Genomic DNA, 21,091 nt, shown 5'->3' on the forward strand with positions numbered 1-21,091 from the left:
CGTAGTGTGAAGAATCCCCTGGACTTGCCGGCGGAGCCGGCGTCAGACCGCGGGAGCGAGTGCCGGCGGCCCGGCGGCGATCTGCGCCGGGGCCGGTGTGCCCATCACGTTCGCCGGCGCCGACAGCGCCGCGCGTACGGACAGGGAAAAGATGTCGAAGACCCGGTCGATCTGGGCTTCTGAGATGATCAGCGGCGGCAGGAAGCGCACCACGCTGCCGTGCCGGCCGCCCAGCTCGACGATCAGCCCGCGCCGCAGGCATTCCGCCTGCACCGCACCGGCCAGCGTGGGATGCGCGGGAGGCGCCGCCCGCAGCGTCGCGCCAAGACCGGAAGCAGCCGCGTCCGCCGCGTCAACGGTATCCACCGGGCCTACGGCGACGTCCGCCCTCGGGCCGCGCGCATCGGCATCGGGCCGCACCAGCTCAACGCCCACCATCAGGCCGCATCCCCGCACGTCGCCTATCTGCGGCACGTCGCGCTGCAGTTGCCGCAGCAGGCCCAGCAGGCGCAGCCCCATGGCACCGGCGTGCTCCGCCAGCGGTTCCGCGCGCAGCACGCGCATGGTGGCCGATCCCGCCGCCATCGCCAGCTGGTTGCCGCGGAACGTGCCGGCGTGCGTGCCGCCGCTCCACAGGTCCAGCTCCTTGCGATAGACGACCACCGCCAGCGGCAGGCCGCCGCCTATCGCCTTGGATAGCACGATGGCGTCCGGCACGATGTCCGCATGTTCGAAGGCGAAGGTCTTGCCCGTGCGGCCGAAGCCGCTCTGGATCTCGTCGGCGATCAGCGGCACGTCCGCGGCCGCCGTCAGCGCGCGTACGCCTTGCAGCCATGATGCCGGCGCGGGGATCACCCCGCCTTCGCCCTGCACGGCTTCCAGGATCATGCCGGCCGGCCTGGGCACACCGCCTTCCGGGTCGTTCAGCACCGAGCCGATGTAGTTCAGGCCGGCCCGCACGCCGGCCTCGCCTCGCAATCCGAACGGGCAGCGATAGTCGTAGGGGTACGGCAGGAACTGGACACCGGCCAGGGGTGTGTTCAAGGAACGCTTGGGCTGCAGGTTGCCCATCAGTTGCAGCGCGCCTTGCGTCATGCCGTGATACGCGCCCTGGAACGCCAGTACGTCCGCACGCCCCGTCGCGCTTTTCACCAGCTTCAGCGCCGCTTCCACGGCGTCCGTGCCGGCCGGGCCGCAGAACTGCACGCGGGCGTCGCGGGCGAAGGCGGGCGGCAGCGTATCGAACAGATCGCGCATGAAGCGGTCTTTCACCGGCGTGGTCAGGTCCAGCGTCAGCATGGGTGCGTCGTCGCGCAGCGCCTGTCCGATGGCCTCCAGCACGGCTGGGTGGTTGTGTCCCAGCGCCAGCGCGCCGGCGCCGGCCAGGCAGTCGATGAACACCCGGCCTTCCACGTCCTCCACGTAGATGCCCTTGGCGCGCCGCAATGCCAGCGGCAGCCGCCGCGGGTAGCTGCGCGCATTGGACTCGTGTCCGGCCTGGTAGCGCAGCAAGGCGTTGTCGCCCAGCTGATACGGCCGCGCCAGGGGATCGTGGCGCCGCGCCAGTTCGGTTTCCGTCGCTACCGCCGTGTGGGAATAAGCCATGGTCTGTGCCTCGCGCTATCGGTCAGGAGGTCAACGCGGCGCGCGCCGCGCGCGGGTGTCCGGCGGCCGGCGCGGCATCCGTGCGCCGCAGGGCCGCGCCGATCTCCCAGGAACGGATCGCCAGGATGGAAAGCAGGCTGTCGCTGATCCCGTGCGTGGCTTCGCTGCCGCCTTGCACATAGATCGCCGGGCGCAGCCTTTCATCGCCGCGCAGACGGTATTGGCGATCGGGTGCATAACCGTGCAGGTACCCGTCCAGCGGCGCCAGCAGCTGGCGGTGCTGGTCGCGTTCGTAGCCGGTGGCCAGCACCACGGCGTCGTAGCGCAGCGTGTCGCGCGTGCCGTCGTCCAGGTCGCGCAACACCAGGGAAACGCCGTCATCGTCGGCGTGCACGGCCGTCACTTCGCGCCGCCGCAGCAAGCGATGGCGGGACTCGCGGCGCACCTTCTGCTGGTAGAGCACTTCGTAGATGCGCTCGATCAATTCCAGGTCGGGCGCGGAGTAATTGGTGTGTCGCGTCTGCGCCAGCAGGGCGGCCCGGTCCGCATCCGGCCGCGTATACAGGTAGTCCGTGTGTTCCGCGTTGAACACTTCATTGACGAAGGGACTGTCGTCGGACGGCCGTATGGTGTGGCCGCGGATCAGCATGTCCACGCGCGGCCGCGCCGGATGTTCGTGCAGGTGCATGAAGATTTCCGCGGCGCTCTGGCCGGCCCCCACCACCGCGATGCGATCCAATCGTGGCTGCCGGGCCAGTCCGGAAAGGTAGGTGCTGGTGTGGAAGACCCGCCCATCCCCCAACACCCCGGTAAAGACCTCGGGTATGTGCGCGCGTCCTCCCACGCTGATCACCAGGTTGCGCGCCAGGCGCTCGCGCGGCCGGCCGTCGGCGGCCAGCGACCGCACGCGCAGCAGCTCGACGACGCCGTGGGCGGATTCGGGCTGCACGTCCAGCACCTGCTCGCCGTAGGTGCAGCAATGGTCGAAATGGCCGGCGGCCCAGGCCAGGTAGTCGTTGAACTCCTGGCGGCTGGGAAAGAAGGTCTTCAGGTTGATGAAGTCCTGCAGGCGGCCCTTGTCGTGCAGATAGCTCAGGAAGGAATAAGGGCTGGCCGGATTGCGCAGCGTCACCAGGTCCTTCAGGAAGGAGATCTGCATGTGCGCGCCTTCCAGCATCATGTCCGGATGCCAGGCGAAGCGCGGCTGCTTCTCGATGAACAGCGGCCCGCCTGGCAACGGGCCCGCCGGCTGCCCCGCGGGGGCGCGGACCGGCGCGCCGCGTCCATGATGCTCCTCCAGCGCGATGGCCAGCGCGATGTTCGAAGGTCCGAAACCGATACCGATCAGATCGTGTACGTGCATGTCGTCCCGTTCAGCTTGCCGGCGCAGCGACGCATTCGCCGGCCGGTCCCCTGGGTATCCAGAAACGTTCCGCGAAGAACCGTTCGCGCGACAGCGTGCCCAGCATCGCGCGCTTGTGCGGAAAATCGAAGGCCTTCTCCAATGCATAGCCGCTGCGCGCCAGGTTGCGCAGCATGCGCATGTTGTCGATGCGCGGTTCGATGACGAGGCGCTGGGTACGCGCGTCGTCCAGGAACAGGTAATGGGAGATCGACGGCAGCCACGCCGCCACGTAACGCGCCCCGCGGAACGCCGGCTCGCCGATCAGCACGTGCCAGCCGCGGTCATGATCGCGCGCGTCGCAGAAGGGCGCGATGCGGTCTTCCTTGGCCCAATAGGTTTCGAAATAGCCGAAAGGCACGTTGTCCACGCAGGCGATCAAGGCCAGCGTGTGCGGATCCTCGGCGCCACGGCGCAGGTAGTCACGGTGTTTTTCCAGGTCGCCTTCTTCCTGCCAGAAGGCCGCCACGTGCGGGTCGTTCATCCAGCGGTTCAGCCGCGCGGCGTCCAGGTCGGCGCTGGCGGCGCGCAGGGACAGCGTCGCGTCCAGCCACGGGATGTGACGTCGATACACCACCCCCGCCGGCTTGGGCGGGCGCAGCGGATGCCGGTAGCCCTGGGTCATCGTGTAGCGCAGGGGAAACGGCTGGAGCGGGCGATCGCCCAGCCATATCGGGGCGTACTGGTAGAACGCGGCGGCGGCCAGGCGCGGCGCGGCGCTCGTCGTGTCCAGCAGGCCTTGCAGGCGCAGGCGTTCCAGGTAGGGGAGCGGCGCGTCCAGCGCCACGGCGTCGGCCAGCGGATTGTGCGCGAAAGCCGCTTCGGCGGCGGCGAGCATCTGGTCGAAGGACGGCGCGGCGCTGCCCGACGCGGGCCATGCCAGCCGCGGCGTTCCTGCCTGATCCCTGATCTGCTCCATCGATGCGCTTCCTGCGTAGGGGGTCGCCGCCCCGGCGCGCCGGCCCGGGCATGTACTCTCTGGAGACGAATGAGAAAGGTTGCTGTTTAGTCCGGCACGGCGGCGGAGGTCCGGCGGTTGCAAGGCGCCAGGGGGCAGGCGTCGCAGTAGCCGTGGCCGGGCAGGCGGTAATACAGGCAGCAGCGGCGCAGCAGCGTGACGCGTACGCCGTCGTCCCGCGTGGCGTGACGGATGGGGCGGTAGAGCGGGTTGGGCGTTCCGTCGCCGAAGTGCGGCGCGTCCAGCAACTGGCGACGGTCCGGGCCGATGGTGGCGATGCCGGGCATGGCCTGGCCCAGCCGCGACAGCGTCATATCCAGGAAGCGTGCAACATTGCCCCAGGCGATGCCGCGCGGCAGGCGTGCATGGACGGCCAGGGCCTCGACCAGCGGATGCACGTGCTGGTCCAGCAGCACCGTGTAGCGCCGCAGCGTGGGCGCGCCGGCCATGGGTGTGCCGTCGTGCGGGACGGCAAAGCGCCAGGCCGCGCCATCACGCGACCAGCGGGGCGAAATCTCGGCCGCGCCGACAGGCAGCACGCGGCCCAGCACGCTCGCGGCCGCGGCGACCGGCGGGATCAGGTGTTCGAAATATCCCAGGCTCCACACGGCGGCGACCGCCATCCGGTCCGTGCTGCCGAAATGGCGGGCCTGGGCGTCCAGCAGGCGGGGCAGGGCATGCGGGTCGGCCAGAATCTGGGCCAGGGTGGGCCCGCTCGCCGTCCCGGGCACGCCGTCGGCGCCCGACCCGTGCCCGGCGCCGACGTGCAGGACCACGCGGCGCGCATGGCGCCCCAGGCCGGCGGCATACAGGGGGACCAGGGATGGAATCAGGCGGTGCGGCACATCGGCGCGGATGTCGTGGCGGGAAGAGGATGGGGGCTGGCGTACCGCATATCCATGCAGACGAATGGGGGCGACAAAAATTTAGTGCCCGCCGGCACCGGCATGCGAAGGCGACGTCGAGCTCCGGCGCGATACGGGGACCCTCCGGCCCGGGGGCCGACATGGCGGCGAGCTAAATCTCCCCGCCCCTGGATCGTCACCTTGGCATGGACGTCCCATTCGGCAGGTGGCCCGCTTGATCAAACAGCTGCTCGTGAAAACCCGCGGCCTGCTGGCGCTGGCGACGCTGGCCAGCATAGGCGCGGGCGCGGCCAGCGTCCTGCTGGTCGCCCAGATCAACATCGCCCTGACCGCGACCGCCGCCGACCGCGCGCAGCTGGCATGGCGCTTCGCCCTGACCGCCGTGCTCGTCATGGTTTTCCGCATGGCCGCCGCATTGCTGTTCGAGCGGCTCAGCCAGCGCACGCACGCGGACCTGCGCCGCCATATCGCCGAGCGGGCCGTGCATGCCGACTACGCCGCGCAGGAACGCGTGGGCGCCGATCGCCTGCAGTCGGCGCTGACCGAGCACAGCGCCAACGTGGCGCAGTATTTCGTCAGCCTGCCCGCCATCCTGACGAATACGGTCATCGTGGCAGGATGCCTGGTCTACATGGCCATGCTGTCATGGCCGGTCTTCCTGGCCGCGCTGCTGGTGGTCGGGCTGGGCTCCCTGGGATATCACCTGGCGCACCTGCGGGCCATCCGCCACCTGGAGTCCGCCTCGCGCCACCAGGACGCGCTGTTCGGCCATTTCCGCGCGATCAGCGGCGGCGCCAAGGAATTGCGGTTGAACGCCGCCAAACGCCAGGCCTTCCTGTCCGGCATGCTGAACGCCGCCATCGAAGCCGTGCGCCGGGCGCGCACGCGCGGCATGTCCATCTTCGTGGTGTCGGCCAGCTGGAGCAGCTTCCTGATCTATGCCTTCATCGGGCTGGTGTTGTTCGTGCTGGCGGCGGGCGAGCCCGACCAGCAACGCGTCATGACGGGTTTCGCCCTGCTGTTCCTTTACATGGTGGCGCCGCTCGAAGCCCTGCTGCTGAACATCCCGCGCGCCAACCTGGCCAAGGTGGCGGCGCGGCGCATCGCCGAATTGACCGACGACCTGGCCGCCAACGAGCCTTCCGCCATCCAGGCCCCGCCGCCGGCCGCCGCGCGCGTGGAGCTGCGCGGCGTCCTGCATCGCTACTATCACGAACAGAGCGACTATTTTTTCGCGCTGGGTCCGATCGACCTGACGCTGGCGCCGGGCGAGATCGTCTTCCTGGTCGGCGGCAACGGCAGCGGCAAGACCACGTTGGCCAAGCTGCTGACCGGACTCTATCGGCCGGAGGGCGGCCAAGTCCTGTACGACGGCGTGCCGGTCGACGACGCCAGCCGCGACCGGTATCGCCAGGCCTTTACTGCCATTTTTTCCGACTTCCATCTGTTCGACCGCCTGCTGGAAGCGCCGCGGGATACGCTGGACAGCGATGCCAATGGCTGGCTGGCCAGGCTGCACCTGCAACACAAGGTGCAGGTGCGCGATGGCGCCTTCGACACGCGCGCGTTGTCACAGGGCCAGCGCAAGCGCCTGGCGCTGGTGGCGGCCTACCTGGAGGACCGGCCCTTCCTGGTGTTCGACGAATGGGCGGCCGATCAGGATCCGGTGTTCAAGCAGGTGTTCTACCTGGAGCTGCTGCCGGAGCTGCGGGCGCGCGGCAAGACGGTATTGGTGATCTCGCACGACGACCGCTATTTCGATGTCGCCGACCGCCTGTTGAAGATGGAAAACGGCCGCTTGTCGGAAGGCCCGCCGCCGGTACCGGCAGCGGCGGCACCGTCGCGCGATGCCCAGGCCACGGCGCCGGTATAGGCAGCGGGCAGCGGCAACAGCCGCAGTTCCAGCGATGCCAGCAGGCGCGCGTCATCCATGCCGGCATCCACGCATCGTATGCGTCGTGTTTCGTGTCGTGAGTCGCGTCGTGTGTCTCGGCTTGCGTCGCCGCGTGTGTCGGCATCCACGTCGTCGGCAAGCACCTCGATGCGCTGCAAGGCTTCCGCGATCCCCTGGCCCGTAGCCTTCAACGCGGCTTCCTTGCACACCCAATACCGATAGAACGCGTCACGCCTGGCCTGCGCCGCGCAGGCTTGCAGGGTCGCGCGCTCGCCTGGCGTGAGCACGATGGCCGACAGCGCGTCGACGTCCACTTCCGTCCGCCATTCCACGTCCACGCCGACCGCGCGCCGTTCCGACAGCGCGATCAAGGCCAGCGCGCCGGAATGCGCCACGTTGAAATGCACGTTCGCATCGCGCCACACCGGCCGGCCCGCCGGCGTGTAATCGAAGCGTATCGACGCGTCCGCGTCATCGCCCGCGAGCAGACGCTTCAAGGCCGCCCGGGTCAGCGCGAAGCGGGCCTTGTCCTCATGCCGGTGGAAGCGATCCAGGCGCGCCTGTTCCGCGTCATCCAGCAAAGCCAGTGCGCTCGTGGGCAGGGGCGCTTGCAGGTCCAGGTCCAGGCGCCATAGCCGCAGGTCGGGGGGCGCACGGGAAATCGCAAGGCGGGTGAGGGGGGCGGGCTCCGTGCCGGGCCGCCCGGTGGGGTGTTCGCTTGGCACGCCGTTCGCCGCGTCGATGTCGATGCACCGATTGTAGTGCGCCGATTGCAGTGCGGCGATCGTGGTGCGGCGCCCGCTGCGGCGATGCGCATGGCGCCGCGGCGGCCGGTGCCTACCGTGGCGTCAGCGCGCCAGGTACTTCCTGCGCGCCGGCTTGAGCACCGCGATCGCCAGCAAGGCCGCCAGGATATCCAGCACGATCGCGGAGTAGAAGACGGGATGCCAGCTGGCGGTCTTCTCGTGCAGCAATGCCGCCAGCGGACCGCCCAGGATCGAGCCTATGCCCTGCGAGATATACAGCCAGCCATAATTCGCCGTGGCGTGGCGCGTGCCGAACGTATCCGTCAAGGTGGACGGGAACAGCGAGAAGATTTCTCCCCAGCCGAAAAACACCACGCCCGACAACAACACGAAAAGCAGGGGATGTTCGCGCGTCGCCAACCACACCGCCATGGCGATGCCCTCCAGCGCGAAGGCCATGAACATGGTGTTCTCGCGTCCGAACCTATCGGATACCCAGCCGAAGAAGGGCCGCGTCAGGCCATTGGTCAGGCGATCCACCGTCAGCGCCAGCGGCAGCGCCGCCATGCCGAACACGATCAGATCGGCAACACCGAAATCGCGCGCGAAGCTCGCCATCTGCGACGTCACCATCAGGCCGGACGTCGACATCATGGTCATCATCGCGAACATCAACCAGAACAACGGCTGCTTCAGCATGTCGCGCGGCGCGAGGTCGCGCGCCGAGCTACCCAACCCGCCCAGCCGCGACAGCAGCGCCGCCGCCGGCGCGTCGCCAGGCGACCGCAAGCCTTGCGCGGCGATCACGCCGATCACCGCGAACAGGGCGCCGAAGCGCCACAAGGTGTTTTCGAGCCCGCTGTCCGCCAGGGCGCCAGCGATGGGAAAGGTGGTCAGGATCGCACCCATCCCGTATCCGGCCGCGACCATGCCGGCGGCGAAGCCGCGGCGGTCGGGGAACCAGCGCACCATCAGGCCGACCACGCCGACATAGACGATGCCGGTCCCCAGGCCGCCCACCACGCCATAGGTCAGGTACAGCATGCCGATGCTGCCCGCCGACGCCGCCAGGATCCAACTGCAGCCGGACATCAGCGTACCCAGCGCGATCAGCCTGCGCGGACCGAAGCGGTCGATCAGGCTGCCCTGGAACGGCGAAAAGAAAGTCTGCAGCACGATCAGCAGCGAGAAGGTGACCTGCAGTTCGGACAGCGGCACGCCCAGCTTGGCGGACAGCGGTTTGGTGAACAGCGTCCAGACGTACTGCGGACTCGAAATGGCCATCATGCAGACCAGTCCAAGCAGTAATTGGGTCCAGCGGTTGCTCAGGATACCTTTGGAACTATCGAGTGCGGCTTCTGCGGATACGCTCATGATGGGGCTCCAGGCCGGTTGGTCTGGAGGTGATCCCATGCAAAGCCTGTGCCAGGTGCACGGCGCCGGTCTACCCGAGCGCCATAGCTTGCCTGCACAGTCGGCGCCCCGCGACGTGGCGCGAGATGGTGCGCCCATGCCCACGCATGGTGCGCCGCCGGCCGTCGCGGCGGCCGGCTCCTACCAGCCGCGGAAGCGCGGCCAGTGGGCGGCCACCCGGCCCGAGTCGTCCTGGATGACGTGGTAGCTGTCATGCTGCGCGCCTGTCGCGCAGGCATGGTTCGGCAGCACGCGCACCATGGCGCCCAGCGGCAGGTCGGGCAGGGTGGCGGTACTGCCCGGGCGCAAGGCGAGTATGCCCTGCTCCTGGTTGGTTTCGCGCATCACCAGGTCCGGATAAGGCTTGCCGGCGATATCGCAGACCACGCCGTAGTATTGGTCCACCTTCTGCCTGGCCGTACCGCGGTCGCGCGACATCGCCATCCAGCCGGCGTCGACGAGTATCCAGCCCTTGTCTTCCTGATGGCCGATGACGGTGGTCAGGACGCTCAACGCGATGTCGTCCTGGCTGCATACGCCCAGCCCGGCCATGAACAGATCGAAGAAAACGAACACGCCGGCGCGCAGTTCCGTCACGCCGCTCAGGTCGCGGCTGAACAGTGCCGTGGGCGTGGATCCCACGCTGACCACCGGGCAAGGCAGGCCGGCATCGCGCAAGGCCTGCGCGCATGCCACGGCGCCACCACGTTCCTGTTCGGCCATCGCTTCGATGGCTTGCGTGCTCGTGCAGTTGTAGGATTCGCCGGCATGCGTCATCACCCCGCGCAGCTCCGCGCCTTCTTCATGCAAGGCGCGGCCGATCGCCAGCAGGCGATCGGTCTGGTCCGGCGCCACGCCCGCCCGATGGCCGTCGGTATCGAGTTCGATCAGGCAGGGGATGCGCATGCCGCTGTCCCGCGATTTCCGCGCCACGGCCTGCGCGCCTTCGACGCTGTCGACCACGATGGTCAGGTCCACGCCTTGCCGGCGCAGCGCCACGACACGGTCCAGCTTGTTGGGCGCGATGCCCACCGCATACAGGATGTCGCGCACGCCGGCCTGCGCGAATTGCTCCGCTTCCTGCAGGGTGGATACGGTGGCCGGGCCTTCCGGCGTATCCATGATGCGGCGCGCGACATCGATCGATTTCGGCGTTTTCAGATGCGGGCGCAGTTGCACGCCCAGCGCATGCGCACGTTCGCGCATGCGCCGTATGTTCGCGGTCATGAGACGCTCGTCCAGCACCAGGCTGGGCGTTTCCTGGTCCCGTAGCAGGCGGGTGTTGCCCGCGTCGGTGTTCGTCAGGGTCATCGATCATGTCTCCATGGCAGGGCGCATCCGCACCGCGGGCGTCCATTCGGTATCAGGGTCCAGCGGCACGACCGGCCGCGGCAGGCGGCGGAAGTCGAAGCGCGACAGTATGGGGGAGGTCAGGCCCGGCGCATCCACGCTGTAGATGCGCTCGGGCGGAAAGAATTCATCGAAGGCGGCACGGAAGTGGCCGCGCGATTTGACCACAACGGTGCGCGCCGCGCCGATGTCCAGCCCGAACATCTCGAAGAAGGTGGGCTCGTGGCATTGATGGCGGTGGGTGATGACGACGATACGCACGCCTCCCACCGCGATCAGCGCCGACGGTCCCAGGTCGTAGCTGCATCCGGCCAGTTGTCCGCGCCTTCCCACGCCCTTGCCGTCACGCAGCGCGACGACGGTCGCGTCGGCCTCGAAGGGATCGGAATATTTCGTGGTCTCGCTGCGATTGAAGCGCGCGCGCAAGGCCTTGCCGACGCCCGCCGCGTGGGCATCCGCGGCCAGTTCGGGGTCGGTGATGACGCCGGCGATCACGCCCTGCGCGTCGGCCTGGATCAAGGCCTGCAACAGATACGGCGTGTTGCCGCGCGCGCCGCCGCCCGGGTTGTCGGCCACGTCGGCCAGCAGGACCGCATCGAGCGCGACGTCCTTGCCCGCGGAGACCGACAATGCAACCGCGTCTTCCAGCGACGTCAACCGGGGAAAGAAAGCCGCGCGGTCGCGCCATGCCGGCGTGACGAGATCGAGCGCGAGACGGCGCGCCAGGTCGGCATCGCCGCGCGTCGTGACCAGCACCGTCATTCCGTTCTTCGGCGTATCGCCATAGGCGAAACCACCCACCGCGGAAATGTTGACGATGCGGTCGTCGTCCAGCGCTTCGGCTTTCTGGATCATGTCGGCGTAAGGTCCCGTGCCGGGCGCGGTCAGCAGCTGCGTGGGCGGTGCGCACACGGGCATGCGTACATGCGCCACCTGGACGCGCAGGCCGGCTACCAGCTCGCGCAGCACGTCGGCGGCCTCGGCGCCGCGTTCGGCCATATCGATGTGCGGATTGCGGCGATAGGAAATCAGGGTGTCGACCTGATCGACCATGCGGTCGGAGACATTGGCATGCAGGTCGACCGTCGCGACGATGGGAATGGCGGGGCCGACGATGCGGCGCACCGTTTCGAAGACCAGGCCGTCGGGATCGTCTTCTTCCGTCGTGATGGCCGCGCCATGCTCGCAGATGTACACGGCGTCCACGGGCAGGGCGGCGCGCAGCCTGGTTTCGAACTGCGCCAGGGTGTCGGCGAAAAAGCCGTGCTCCACCGGACCGCCCGATTCGGCGTTGGCGAACAGGATGGGTACCGGCGTCCAGTCGCCCGCCGCATCCATGCGCCGCACGAAGGCGGGGATTTCCGGCGTCATGCGCGGCGCGGGGCTGCGCGCGTCGCGCAGCAGCTCATCGCCGGCCAGGTAGGCGCGCGACACGAAGTCCTCGCGCGTGGACACCGGCGCGTATCGGTTCGACTCGATGGCGAAGCCCAGCAGGGCGATGCGTAGCGGCATGGCGGCGTCAGTCCTGTTTTTCGATATGGGCGGCGGTGATCAGGTCGCCCCATTTGCGCTGCTCCGCGGCGATGAAGCGGGCGAAGTCCGCCGGCGTCCCCGGCGTGCCGGGCGACGCGCTGGCATTGGCCAGGTCCTGCTTCAGCGTATCGCTGACCAATACCTTCTGCAGCGACTGCGACAGGCGATCGATGATGGGTTGCGGCGTGCCGGTGGGAAACACCAGCCCGCCCCATGACACGTTCTCATAGCCCTTCAGGCCCAGCTCGTCCAGCGTCGGCATGTCGGGAAACAGCGGCACGCGCTGTTTGCTGGTGATCGCCAGCGCGCGCAGCTTGCCGCTTCTTACCAGCGGGTAGGCCACGGAGGCGTTCGTAAAAGTGTAGTCCAGGCGGCCGCCGGCCAGGTCGGACAGCGAAGCGGGGTCGCCGTTGTAAGGGATGAACATCACGTCGACGCCGGCCATCTGCTTGAACAGTTCGCCCGCCATCTGGCCGCTGCTGCCGATGCCGGCCGCGCCATAGGAAAGCTTGCCGGGCTCGCGTCTGGCCTGCGCGATCAGGTCGTCCACGCTGTGGATGGGTGAATCGCCGCGCACCACCAGCAGGTTATAGACGGCGAACATCTGGCCCACCGGCGCGAAATCCCTGGCGGCGTCGTAGGGCAGCTTGTTGAACAGCGCGGGGTTGACCGCCAGCGTATTGATGTTCCCGTAGCCCAGCGTGTAACCGTCGGGCGCGGCGCGCTTGACCTGGCTCATGCCGATGTTTCCCGCGGCGCCCGGCCGGTTCTCGATCACGAAGTTGGCGCCGGTATCCTCGGCCACGTGCTTCAGCACGATGCGGCTGAGCACGTCGGCCGATCCGCCCGCCGCCGACGCGACGATCACCGTCACCGGCCGCTTCGGCCAATCGGTATCGGCGGCATGGGCCGCGGAAGCCAGTGCGCCGCTGGCGAGCAGCGCGGATAGGGCATGGGCAAGGGTACGTCGCATACGAGCTCCGGTTGGAAACGAGGCCCCGCTGGGAGAGCGGCCATGGACGTCGACGCCTGTCCGCCAGGGGCAATGAGGTAAATCACGAGTGCCGCGAGTATGAACAGCGCGCTAAAGTCCAAGGTTAAGCGGCGCCGCAATCCCGGCTTAAGCCGCAACTTAATGGAGCAAGGGGTGCTCTCCAGCGAGGATCTGCAGTTCTTCCTGACGGTGGCGGCCGCCCGCTCGCTGGCGGAGGCGGCGCGCACGCTCAACGTGACGCCGCCCGCCGTCACCCAGCGGTTGGCCGGCCTGGAAAAGCGGCTGGGCGCGCGCCTGATCGAGCGTACCGGCCGGCACACGGCGCTGACCGACGAGGGCGACCTCCTGGTGGCGCGCGGACGCCGCATCTGCGCCGAACTCGGGCTGCTGGCCGACGACCTGGGCAGCCGCCGGCGCGTCATCGCCGGGCATCTGCGCGTGCTGGCGCCGCTGGGCTTCGGCCGTCGCTACGTCGCCCCGGCGGTCGCGCGCGTGCGCCGGGACTATCCGGAGGTCACCGCCACGCTGACCTGTTCGGACCGGCCCGGCCGGTTTGCCGAGGACAGCTGGGACGTCATGGTGCACATCGGCGAGCTTCGCGATTCCAGCCTGATCATGCAACGCATCGCTTCCAACCGGCGCATCCTGTGCGCCGCGCCTTCCTACCTGCGCCGCCACCCCGCGCCCGTGCGGCCGCAGGACCTGCGGGCCCACGAATGCATCGCGCTGCGGGAGAACGACGAGGACGTCACCCTGTGGCGTTTCGCCGGCCCGCGCGGGGACATCGCCAACGTGCGGATCGCGCCGGTCCTCGCCAGTACCGAAGGCGCCGTGGTGCACGACTGGGCGGTGGCCGGCATGGGGATCATGGTCCGCTCGGAATGGGACGTCGCCGCCGACCTGGGCGCCGGCCGGCTGGTCGCGCTGTTGCCCGAATGGCGCCTGCCGGATGCCGACGTCATCGCGCTCCTGCCTTCGCGCGAGGCGCGCTCGGCGCGCACCTCGCATTTCCTGGAATGCCTGCGGGCCGAGGTTCAGGCGCATCCCTGGAGCCCGCCTGGCTGACAACAAGCTGTCAAACTCGGCGTGCACCATGTGGCGATCCGCGCGGGGCGAATACCCGCGCATGTCCATGACGAATCAGGAGAGCCGGGATGTCCCGTTCCACCGACGAAGCCAAGGCCCGCGGCCTGTCCAAGGCGTCGGCGCCGGCAGGTAGCCGGCCGCCGAATACCGTGCCAGCCACGCCAGCCACCCCACGGCCCGGCCAGGCGCTGGACGACGTCCTTGCCCTGAGTCCGGCGCGCCGCGTGTGGTTGAAAACCGGCCTGGGCGCGGCGGCGCTCTCGATATTCGGCGTGCCGGCCCTGGCCGCGGGCCCGGGCGACGCCAATGGGACGGGGAATCCGGCGGGATCGCCATCCGCCGGCGGCAAGGCGGCGCCCGATGGGCTGGATCCCGCCCGTGACTACGCGGTCCGTTTCCAGGCGGTGGCCCGCTCGACGGCTGACCGGGTCATCGTGCCGCCGGGCTACGAGGTACAGGTACTGTTCTCGGCTGGCGATGCGGTGGAAGCGGGCTCCACGTCCTGGACCGAAGGCGAGTTCGCCACGTGGGAGCAGGCCGGCAAGCGCGCCGGTGGCGAACACGACGGCATGCATTACTTCGCCTTGCCCGGCGTCGATCCGCGCAAGGGCGGCCTGCTGGCGATCAACCACGAACAGGTCGACATGCGCGTGTCCTTCGCGCAGGAAAGCTTTGCCAACGGCACTTTCGACGAAAAGAAGGCGACCGCCGACCAGAAGCGCGTGGCCCTGTCCGCGGTGGGCGTGTCCGTCATCGAGGTCGAACTCGTGGACCAGGCATGGCGCGTCAAGCGCGATTCCCCCTACAACCGCCGCTACACCGGGAACAGCACCTATGCCGTGGGCGGACCGGCGCGCGAACGCGTCGGGGCCACCGTAACCGGCACGCTGAACAACTGCTCCAGCGGCGCAACGCCCTGGGGCACCTACCTGACCTGTGAAGAAACCACCTTCAACTATTTCGATACCAGCCAGCCCCGGCAGGGTTATGGCTGGGTCGTGGAACTCGACCCGCAGGGCAAGATCCTGCGGCAGGGCATCAAGCGCACGGCCATGGGCCGCTTCAATCACGAAAACGTCGCCTGGCTGGCCGATGGCGCGGGACGGGTGGCGTTCTACATGGGCGACGACAGCACGCCCGGCTGCATCTACAAGTTCGTGCCGGACCGTCCCTTCGATGCCGCCGACCGTGCCGCCAACCTGGGACTGCTGGATTCAGGCACCCTGTACGTCGCGCGGTTCGATTCCTCCGGCCAGGGCAGATGGCTTCCCTTGCGGCATGGCGCCGCCGGGTTGACCGCCGCCGACGGCTACCAGTCGCAGGCCGACGTGCTGGTCGAATGCCAGCAGGCCGCCGTGTCGGCCGGCGGCACGGTGATGGACCGGCCGGAATGGATCACCGTCGGGCCGCGCAAGGACATCTACGTGACCCTGACCAACTACACCGGGCGGGGCGGCAAGGCGCCGGTGAACGACGCCAATCCGCGCGCGGAGAACCACCATGGCCACATCCTCCGCTGGAACGAAGCAGGCGATTCCCCGCTGGCGGTCACCTTCACCTGGGACATCTTTCTCCTGGCGGGCGATCCGGAGCAGGCGGCCGCGCAGGGCAAGCCGAATCTCGCTGGCAATATCAAGGGCGATGCCTTCAGCAGCCCGGACGGCCTGCGCCAGGACCCGGCGGGGCGCCTGTGGGTGCAGACCGATATGAACCTGGGCGCGGTTGCCACGCCGAAGGTATTCGGCAATAACGGCATGTATTGCGTCGATCCCGCCACGGGCGAATCGAAGCGCTTCCTGGTCGGGCCGGTGGGCTGCGAGCTGACCGGCATCGCGTACACGCCGGACCTGACCACTTTCTTCGTGAACATCCAGCATCCCACGCAGGGCTGGCCGGAGGCCGGCCGCACGCCGCGTTCGTCGACCCTGGCGATCCGGCGCACGGATGGCGCGCCCGTGGGCACATAGCGTTTCCGGCGGAACAGCGACGGCCGCGGCATGGCTGTGTACACGCAGGTATACAATCCAGCCGTGCTCGCGGGACCACCGCGGTCCACCACAAGCGCGGCGCGCAAGCCGCCCACGGACCGCCATCAGTCCATCGCTGCAATTCAGGAGAACTACATGACATTCGGCAAATCCCTGATCGGGAAATTGCTGGCGGGCGCCGTTTTCTGCGCGAGCACCCTGACGGCCCATGCGGCCTGGCCCGAGCGGCCCATCACCCTGGTCATCCCCTTCCCGCCGGGCGGCACCACCGATATGGTCGGTCGTCCGCTGGCCGAGGCCATCGCCAAGAAGCTGGGCAAGCCCGTCATCGTCGACAACCGCGCCGGCGCGGGCGGCACCATCGGCGCTGCCTATGTGGCGCGATCGGCGCCAGACGGCTACACCATCTTCCTGTCGACCATCGCCCACACCATCGCGCCGTCGACCTACGACAAGCTGACCTACGACTTCGAAAAGGATTTCGCGCCGATCACGATCGTGGCATCGTCGCCCAACCTGCTCATCGTCAACAACAAGCTGCCGGTCAAGACGGTCCCCGAACTGATCGACTACGCCAAGAAGAATCCGGGCAAGCTGAACTTCGGTTCGGCCGGCATCGGCAGCACGGAGCACCTTGCCGGCGAATTGTTCAAGAAGATGGCGGGCATCGATATCGCGCACGTTCCGTACAAGGGCGGCGCGCCCATGATGGCCGACCTGATATCCGGCCAGATCCAGATGGCCATCGAAACCAGCGGTTCGGCGATTTCGCAGATCCGCGCCGGCACCGTGCGCGCCCTGGGCGTCAGCAGCGAAAAGCCCAGCGCCTACTTCCCGGGCATCCCGGCCATCGACGAAGCGGGCCTGCCGGGCTACACCTTCTCGACCTGGTATGGCCTGGTCGTGCCGGCCAAGGTGCCCAAGGACGTGCAGGCCAAGCTGTACGAGGCCGTCCTGGATGCCTTCAAGGACCCGCAGATGGCCAAGGCGCTGGAAACCATAGGCGCCGAGCCTGGCGGCCAGAAGCCGGAAGTGTTCGGCAAGTTCATCGCCGACCAGACCAGCAAGTGGCATGACATCCTGAAGGGCGGCAAGTAAGCCCGCGGCAGGCCGCCATAACCGTTCGCGAAGGCGGCCTGCCGTAACGTGAATTCCCAAGGCGGGCGGAATCTCCTACATTCGTGCTATCAGAACGAGAGGAGGCCCGCAATTGATCGACCACCTGGATCACCTGGTCCTGACGACCATCGACGAGGCCGCCTGCGTGCGCTTCTACGTCGACGTCCTGGGCATGCGCCTGGAAACCTTCGGCGAAGGACGCAAGGCCTTCGTCTTCGGCAGCCAGAAAATCAACCTGCACGTCAGGGGACGCGAATACGAGCCCAAGGCCCATCTGCCCGTTCCGGGCGCGCTGGACCTGTGCTTCATTGCCGCAGTGCCCCTGGATGATGTCATCGCGCGCCTGCGCGATCGCCAGATAGTGATCGAGCAAGGGCCGGTCATGCGGACGGGCGCGGTGTCCCGTATCCGGTCCGTATACGTGCGCGACCCGGACCTGAACCTGATCGAGATCTCGGAGATCGCCGCATGAGCGAGGATCACGCCGATACCGACCAGGGTACGCCCGCCGACCAGCCGCTTGCCGACGATATCCGCCTGCTGGGCCGCCTGCTCGGCGAGGTCATCCGCGAGCAGGAGGGGGAAGAGGCCTACAACCTCGTCGAGCAGGTGCGCCAACTGGCGGTTGCCTATCGCCGCGACGACGACGAACAGGCCGACCAGGCGCTGAAGCACCTGCTGCAATCCCAGCCCGCGATCATGCTGGTCTGCGTGGTGCGCGCCTTCACCTATTTCAGCCTGCTGGCCAATCTGGCGGAAGACCGCCATTACATCCGCCGCCGGCTGGCCCGCGAACGCGGGGGCGACGTGCAGGAAGGCAGCCTGGAGGCCACGATGGCGCGGCTGCGCAATGCCGGCATCGGCGCCAGCCGCATCGCGCAGACCCTGCGGGAAAGCCACGTGTCGCCGGTGCTGACCGCGCATCCCACCGAAGTGCAACGCAAGAGCATCCTGGACGCGCAGCGTGCCATCGCCCAGCTGCTCTCGGAGCGCGACGACATCCGCGCGCGTGCGCCTGTCCACGGCCAAGGCGTGGCGGACGCGGATGAGGCGGAAGACGGGGATGGAAAGGAACCGGGCAAGCCCCGGGCCAGCGACCGGGTGCTTGCCCGCGAGCTGGATATGAACGCGGCCCAATTGCGCGGCCGCATCGTCCAGCTATGGAGCACGCGCCTGCTGCGCATGTCGCGGCTGACCGTCGCCGACGAAATCGAAAACGCCCTCAGCTATTACCAGTCCACGTTCCTGCGCGAAATCCCGCGGCTGTACGCCAGCCTTGAACATGAGATGCCGGACCAGCCCGTCGCCAGCTTCCTGCGCATGGGCCAGTGGATAGGCGGCGACCGCGATGGCAACCCCAACGTATCGGCCGATACCCTGGCCTATGCCTTGAAGCGCCAGGCGGAGATCGCCCTGCGCCACTACCTGGCCGAAACGCACCAGCTGGGTGGCGAACTTTCCATGTCCAGTTATCTGGTGGACGTGGCGCCCGAACTGCTGGCCCTGGCCGACCGCTCGCCCGACCAGAGCGCGCATCGGCGCGACGAGCCTTATCGCAAGGCGCTGTCCGGCATCTATGCGCGGCTGGCCGCGACGCTGCATGTGCTGACCGGCGTCGAAGCCGCGCCGCACCCCGTGGCGCCGCAGCCTCCCTACGCGCGCGCCGAGGAATTCCTGGAAGACCTGGCGGTCATCGACCGTTCCCTGCACAGCCATCACGCCGCCGCGCTGGGCGAGCAGCGGCTGCGTCCGCTGATGCGGGCGGCAAGCGTCTTCGGTTTCCACCTGGCCACCGTCGACCTGCGCCAAAGCTCCGACAAGCATGAAGCCGTCGTCGCCGAGCTGCTGGCGACGGCGCGCGCGCATGCCGACTACGCGAACCTGGACGAGGAGGGCAGGGTGACGCTGCTGCTTCGGCAACTGGACGATCCCCGTCCGCTGCGCGTGCCGGGCGCCGGGTACTCCGATCTGGCGCTCGGCGAGCTCGCCATCTTCGAGGCCGCGCGCCTCATGCGCGAACGCTATGGCCACCATGCGATCCGCCACTACATCATCAGCCATACGGAAACCGTCAGCGATCTGCTGGAAGTGCTCCTGCTGCAGAAGGAATCCGGCCTGCTGCATGGCTTGCTGAGCGAGGACGCGCGCGCCGATCTGATCGTCGTGCCGCTGTTCGAGACCATCGAAGACCTGCGCAACGCCACCACCATCATGCGCGGCTTCTATGCCTTGCCGGGGGTGTTCGAACTCGTGCGCCGCAGCGGGGCCGAGCAGGACATCATGCTGGGCTATTCCGACAGCAACAAGGATGGCGGCATCTTCACCAGCAATTGGGAGCTGTATCGCGCCGGCATTGCCCTGGCGGCGCTGTTCGACGAATTCGCTGCGCGCGCGCCGATCAAGCTGCGCATGTTCCATGGCCGCGGCGGCACCGTGGGCCGCGGGGGCGGTCCCAGCTACCAGGCCATCCTGGCGCAGCCGCCCGGCACCGTGCGCGGGCAATTGCGGTTGACCGAACAGGGCGAAGTCATCGCCTCCAAGTACACCAATCCGGACATCGGCCGGCGCAACCTGGAAACCCTGGTCGCTGCCACGCTGCAAGCCACGCTATTGCAGACCCAGCAGCAGGCGCCGCGGGCCCATCTGGACGCGGCGGCCGCCTTGTCGAGCGCCAGCATGCGGGCCTATCGGGCGCTGGTCTATGAAACCCCAGGCTTCCGCGACTATTTCTTCGGCTCCACGCCCATACGCGAGATCGCCGAGCTGAACATCGGTTCGCGTCCGGCGTCGCGCAGCGGGGGCCAGCGCATCGAGGACTTGCGCGCGATTCCCTGGGGCTTCAGCTGGGGCCAGTGCAGGTTGACCCTGCCGGGCTGGTTCGGCTTCGGTTCCGCGGTGCAGGCCTATGTGGACGAAGCCGGCGCCCGTGGCGATGACGCCTGGTCGTTGCTGCGCGCGATGTATCGCGACTGGCCCTTCTTTCGTACGCTCCTGTCCAATCTCGACATGGTGCTGGCCAAGTCCGACCTCGCGCTGGCCGCGCGCTATGCCGAACTCGTCGACGACGATGCCCTGCGCGATCGCATTTTTCCCGCGATCGAAGCCGAGTGGCAGCGTACGGCGCAGGCGCTGTCGCGCATCACCGGAGAGGACGGCCGGCTGGCGAACAATCCGGTGCTGGCCCGTTCCATCAGCCACCGCTTCCCCTACCTGGATCCCTTGCACCATGTGCAGGTGGAACTGATGCAGCGTTATCGCGAAGGCCGTGGCGATGCCGTGGTCAAGACCGGCATCCACATCTCCATCAACGGGATCGCGGCGGGTCTGCGCAATAGCGGTTGAGCCTGGCCATGTCGGCCTGCACCCCCTGGATGCAGGCCGACAGGTGCTTGCTCAGCAGTGCGCGGCGCGTGGGATCCATGCGTTGCGTGATCGTGGTCACGAAGACCGCCGCGGCCGGCATGCCGCCGGGCTGCTTGATGTCCATGCCGATGGCGCTGACGCCGGTCGCCGCCACGCCGTCGTCCAGCGCATAGCCGGCGACACGCGTTCGCTGGATCGCGTCGCGCAACGATGCCACGCTGAAGTTCGGGTAACGGTTCAGCTTGTCCTGGATGGCCTGCAAGGCGATATCGATTTCCGCGTCGCTCATCGCGGCCAGGATGGCCAGGCCGCCGACACCGATGCCCAGGGGATGGCGGTCGCCCACGCCGGACGTCAGCGTCTGGATGTGGAAGTTGCCGGCGATGCGATCCAGGCACACGGTCTCGAAGCCGCTGCGCACCACCAGGAAGGCCATGTCGCCGGTCTGCTCCGCCAGGCGCCGCAGATGGGGATGGCTGGTTTCGCGCAGGTTGTTCTCGGGCAGGGCGCACAGCCCCAGTTCGTAGATCAGGGGACCCAGCCGATAGCCGCGCTGGCCCGGCACGCGCACCAGCATGCGTTCGCTGACCAGTCGCTGCAGCAGGCGATGCGCGGTGGATTTCTCCATGTCCGCGCGCTGCGCCAGATCGATCAGGCGCAGGTGCTGCGAAGGGCTGCTGGCAATCAGGCGCAGCAGGTCGACGGCGCGGCCCACGGTACTGGCCGGCGATGCTCGGTTCTGCATGGTTCGTATAAATCGCCGGTGGCGTTCAT

Annotated in this window: 15 protein-coding genes and 1 pseudogene; 6 read left to right on the forward strand and 10 right to left on the reverse strand. The window is 68.3% G+C overall.

The features are described 5' to 3' along the window. Positions 1-42 precede the first annotated feature (42 nt). The 4 genes from CAL12_RS11075 to fhuF form a co-directional block, all read right to left on the reverse strand. A complete protein-coding gene (locus CAL12_RS11075) occupies positions 43-1,605 on the reverse strand; it encodes a diaminobutyrate--2-oxoglutarate transaminase family protein (RefSeq protein WP_086064522.1) in 1,563 nt (520 codons plus the stop codon). A 22-nt stretch (positions 1,606-1,627) separates the two neighbouring features. Next, positions 1,628-2,968 (reverse strand): lysine N(6)-hydroxylase/L-ornithine N(5)-oxygenase family protein, encoded by a 1,341-nt coding sequence (locus tag CAL12_RS11080; RefSeq protein WP_086064523.1) that lies wholly within the window; start codon positions 2,966-2,968, stop codon positions 1,628-1,630. Positions 2,969-2,978: 10 nt separating this feature from the next. Continuing rightward, entirely contained in the window at positions 2,979-3,926 is a 948-nt protein-coding gene (locus CAL12_RS11085) for a GNAT family N-acetyltransferase (protein ID WP_086064524.1), read from the reverse strand. A gap of 86 nt (positions 3,927-4,012) precedes the next feature. Continuing rightward, complete coding sequence (gene fhuF / locus CAL12_RS11090) at positions 4,013-4,810, reverse strand: siderophore-iron reductase FhuF (protein WP_086064525.1); 798 nt, start codon at positions 4,808-4,810, stop codon at positions 4,013-4,015. Between the two features lie 235 nt (positions 4,811-5,045). Here fhuF and CAL12_RS11095 point away from each other — a divergent pair, with 235 nt between their 5' ends. Continuing rightward, a complete protein-coding gene (locus tag CAL12_RS11095; protein WP_086067822.1) occupies positions 5,046-6,704 on the forward strand; it encodes a cyclic peptide export ABC transporter in 1,659 nt (552 codons plus the stop codon). Positions 6,705-6,811: 107 nt separating this feature from the next. On the opposite strand, the pseudogene CAL12_RS28680 reads toward CAL12_RS11095, so the two are convergent. The 5 genes and pseudogenes from CAL12_RS28680 to CAL12_RS11120 all read right to left on the reverse strand — a co-directional run. Further along, a pseudogene (locus CAL12_RS28680) lies at positions 6,812-7,450 on the reverse strand (4'-phosphopantetheinyl transferase family protein); the annotation flags it as partial. A 123-nt stretch (positions 7,451-7,573) separates the two neighbouring features. Then, positions 7,574-8,845, reverse strand: a complete 1,272-nt coding sequence (gene oxlT / locus CAL12_RS11105; protein WP_086064527.1) for an oxalate/formate MFS antiporter — start codon at positions 8,843-8,845, stop codon at positions 7,574-7,576. Positions 8,846-9,025: 180 nt separating this feature from the next. Further along, positions 9,026-10,195: a DSD1 family PLP-dependent enzyme gene (locus CAL12_RS11110; RefSeq protein ID WP_086064528.1), complete on the reverse strand. Its 1,170-nt coding sequence runs from the start codon at positions 10,193-10,195 to the stop codon at positions 9,026-9,028. 3 nt (positions 10,196-10,198) lie between these two features. Next, positions 10,199-11,746, reverse strand: a complete 1,548-nt coding sequence (locus CAL12_RS11115; RefSeq protein ID WP_086064529.1) for a M81 family metallopeptidase — start codon at positions 11,744-11,746, stop codon at positions 10,199-10,201. A 7-nt stretch (positions 11,747-11,753) separates the two neighbouring features. After that, a complete protein-coding gene (locus CAL12_RS11120) occupies positions 11,754-12,740 on the reverse strand; it encodes a Bug family tripartite tricarboxylate transporter substrate binding protein (protein ID WP_086064530.1) in 987 nt (328 codons plus the stop codon). 174 nt (positions 12,741-12,914) lie between these two features. Between CAL12_RS11120 and CAL12_RS11125 the strand changes: the two genes are divergently transcribed. From CAL12_RS11125 to ppc, 5 genes are all read left to right on the forward strand, one after another. Next, a complete protein-coding gene (locus tag CAL12_RS11125; protein WP_086064531.1) occupies positions 12,915-13,826 on the forward strand; it encodes a LysR family transcriptional regulator in 912 nt (303 codons plus the stop codon). A gap of 89 nt (positions 13,827-13,915) precedes the next feature. Then, entirely contained in the window at positions 13,916-15,814 is a 1,899-nt protein-coding gene (locus CAL12_RS11130; RefSeq protein ID WP_086064532.1) for a PhoX family protein, read from the forward strand. A 156-nt stretch (positions 15,815-15,970) separates the two neighbouring features. Continuing rightward, on the forward strand, positions 15,971-16,933 hold the full coding sequence (locus CAL12_RS11135; RefSeq protein ID WP_086064533.1) for a Bug family tripartite tricarboxylate transporter substrate binding protein: 963 nt from the start codon (positions 15,971-15,973) through the stop codon (positions 16,931-16,933). Between the two features lie 112 nt (positions 16,934-17,045). Further along, positions 17,046-17,426: a VOC family protein gene (locus tag CAL12_RS11140; RefSeq protein ID WP_086064534.1), complete on the forward strand. Its 381-nt coding sequence runs from the start codon at positions 17,046-17,048 to the stop codon at positions 17,424-17,426. After that, entirely contained in the window at positions 17,423-20,296 is a 2,874-nt protein-coding gene (ppc, locus tag CAL12_RS11145) for a phosphoenolpyruvate carboxylase (RefSeq protein WP_086064535.1), read from the forward strand. Before CAL12_RS11140 ends, ppc begins: the two co-directional genes overlap by 4 nt. Here the strand turns inward: ppc and CAL12_RS11150 are convergent. Further along, entirely contained in the window at positions 20,259-21,062 is an 804-nt protein-coding gene (locus tag CAL12_RS11150; RefSeq protein WP_198298430.1) for an IclR family transcriptional regulator, read from the reverse strand. The genes ppc and CAL12_RS11150 overlap by 38 nt on opposite strands. Positions 21,063-21,091 lie beyond the last annotated feature (29 nt).

It is taken from the genome of Bordetella genomosp. 8 (assembly GCF_002119685.1).
Classification (GTDB): Bacteria; Pseudomonadota; Gammaproteobacteria; order Burkholderiales; family Burkholderiaceae_B; genus Bordetella_C.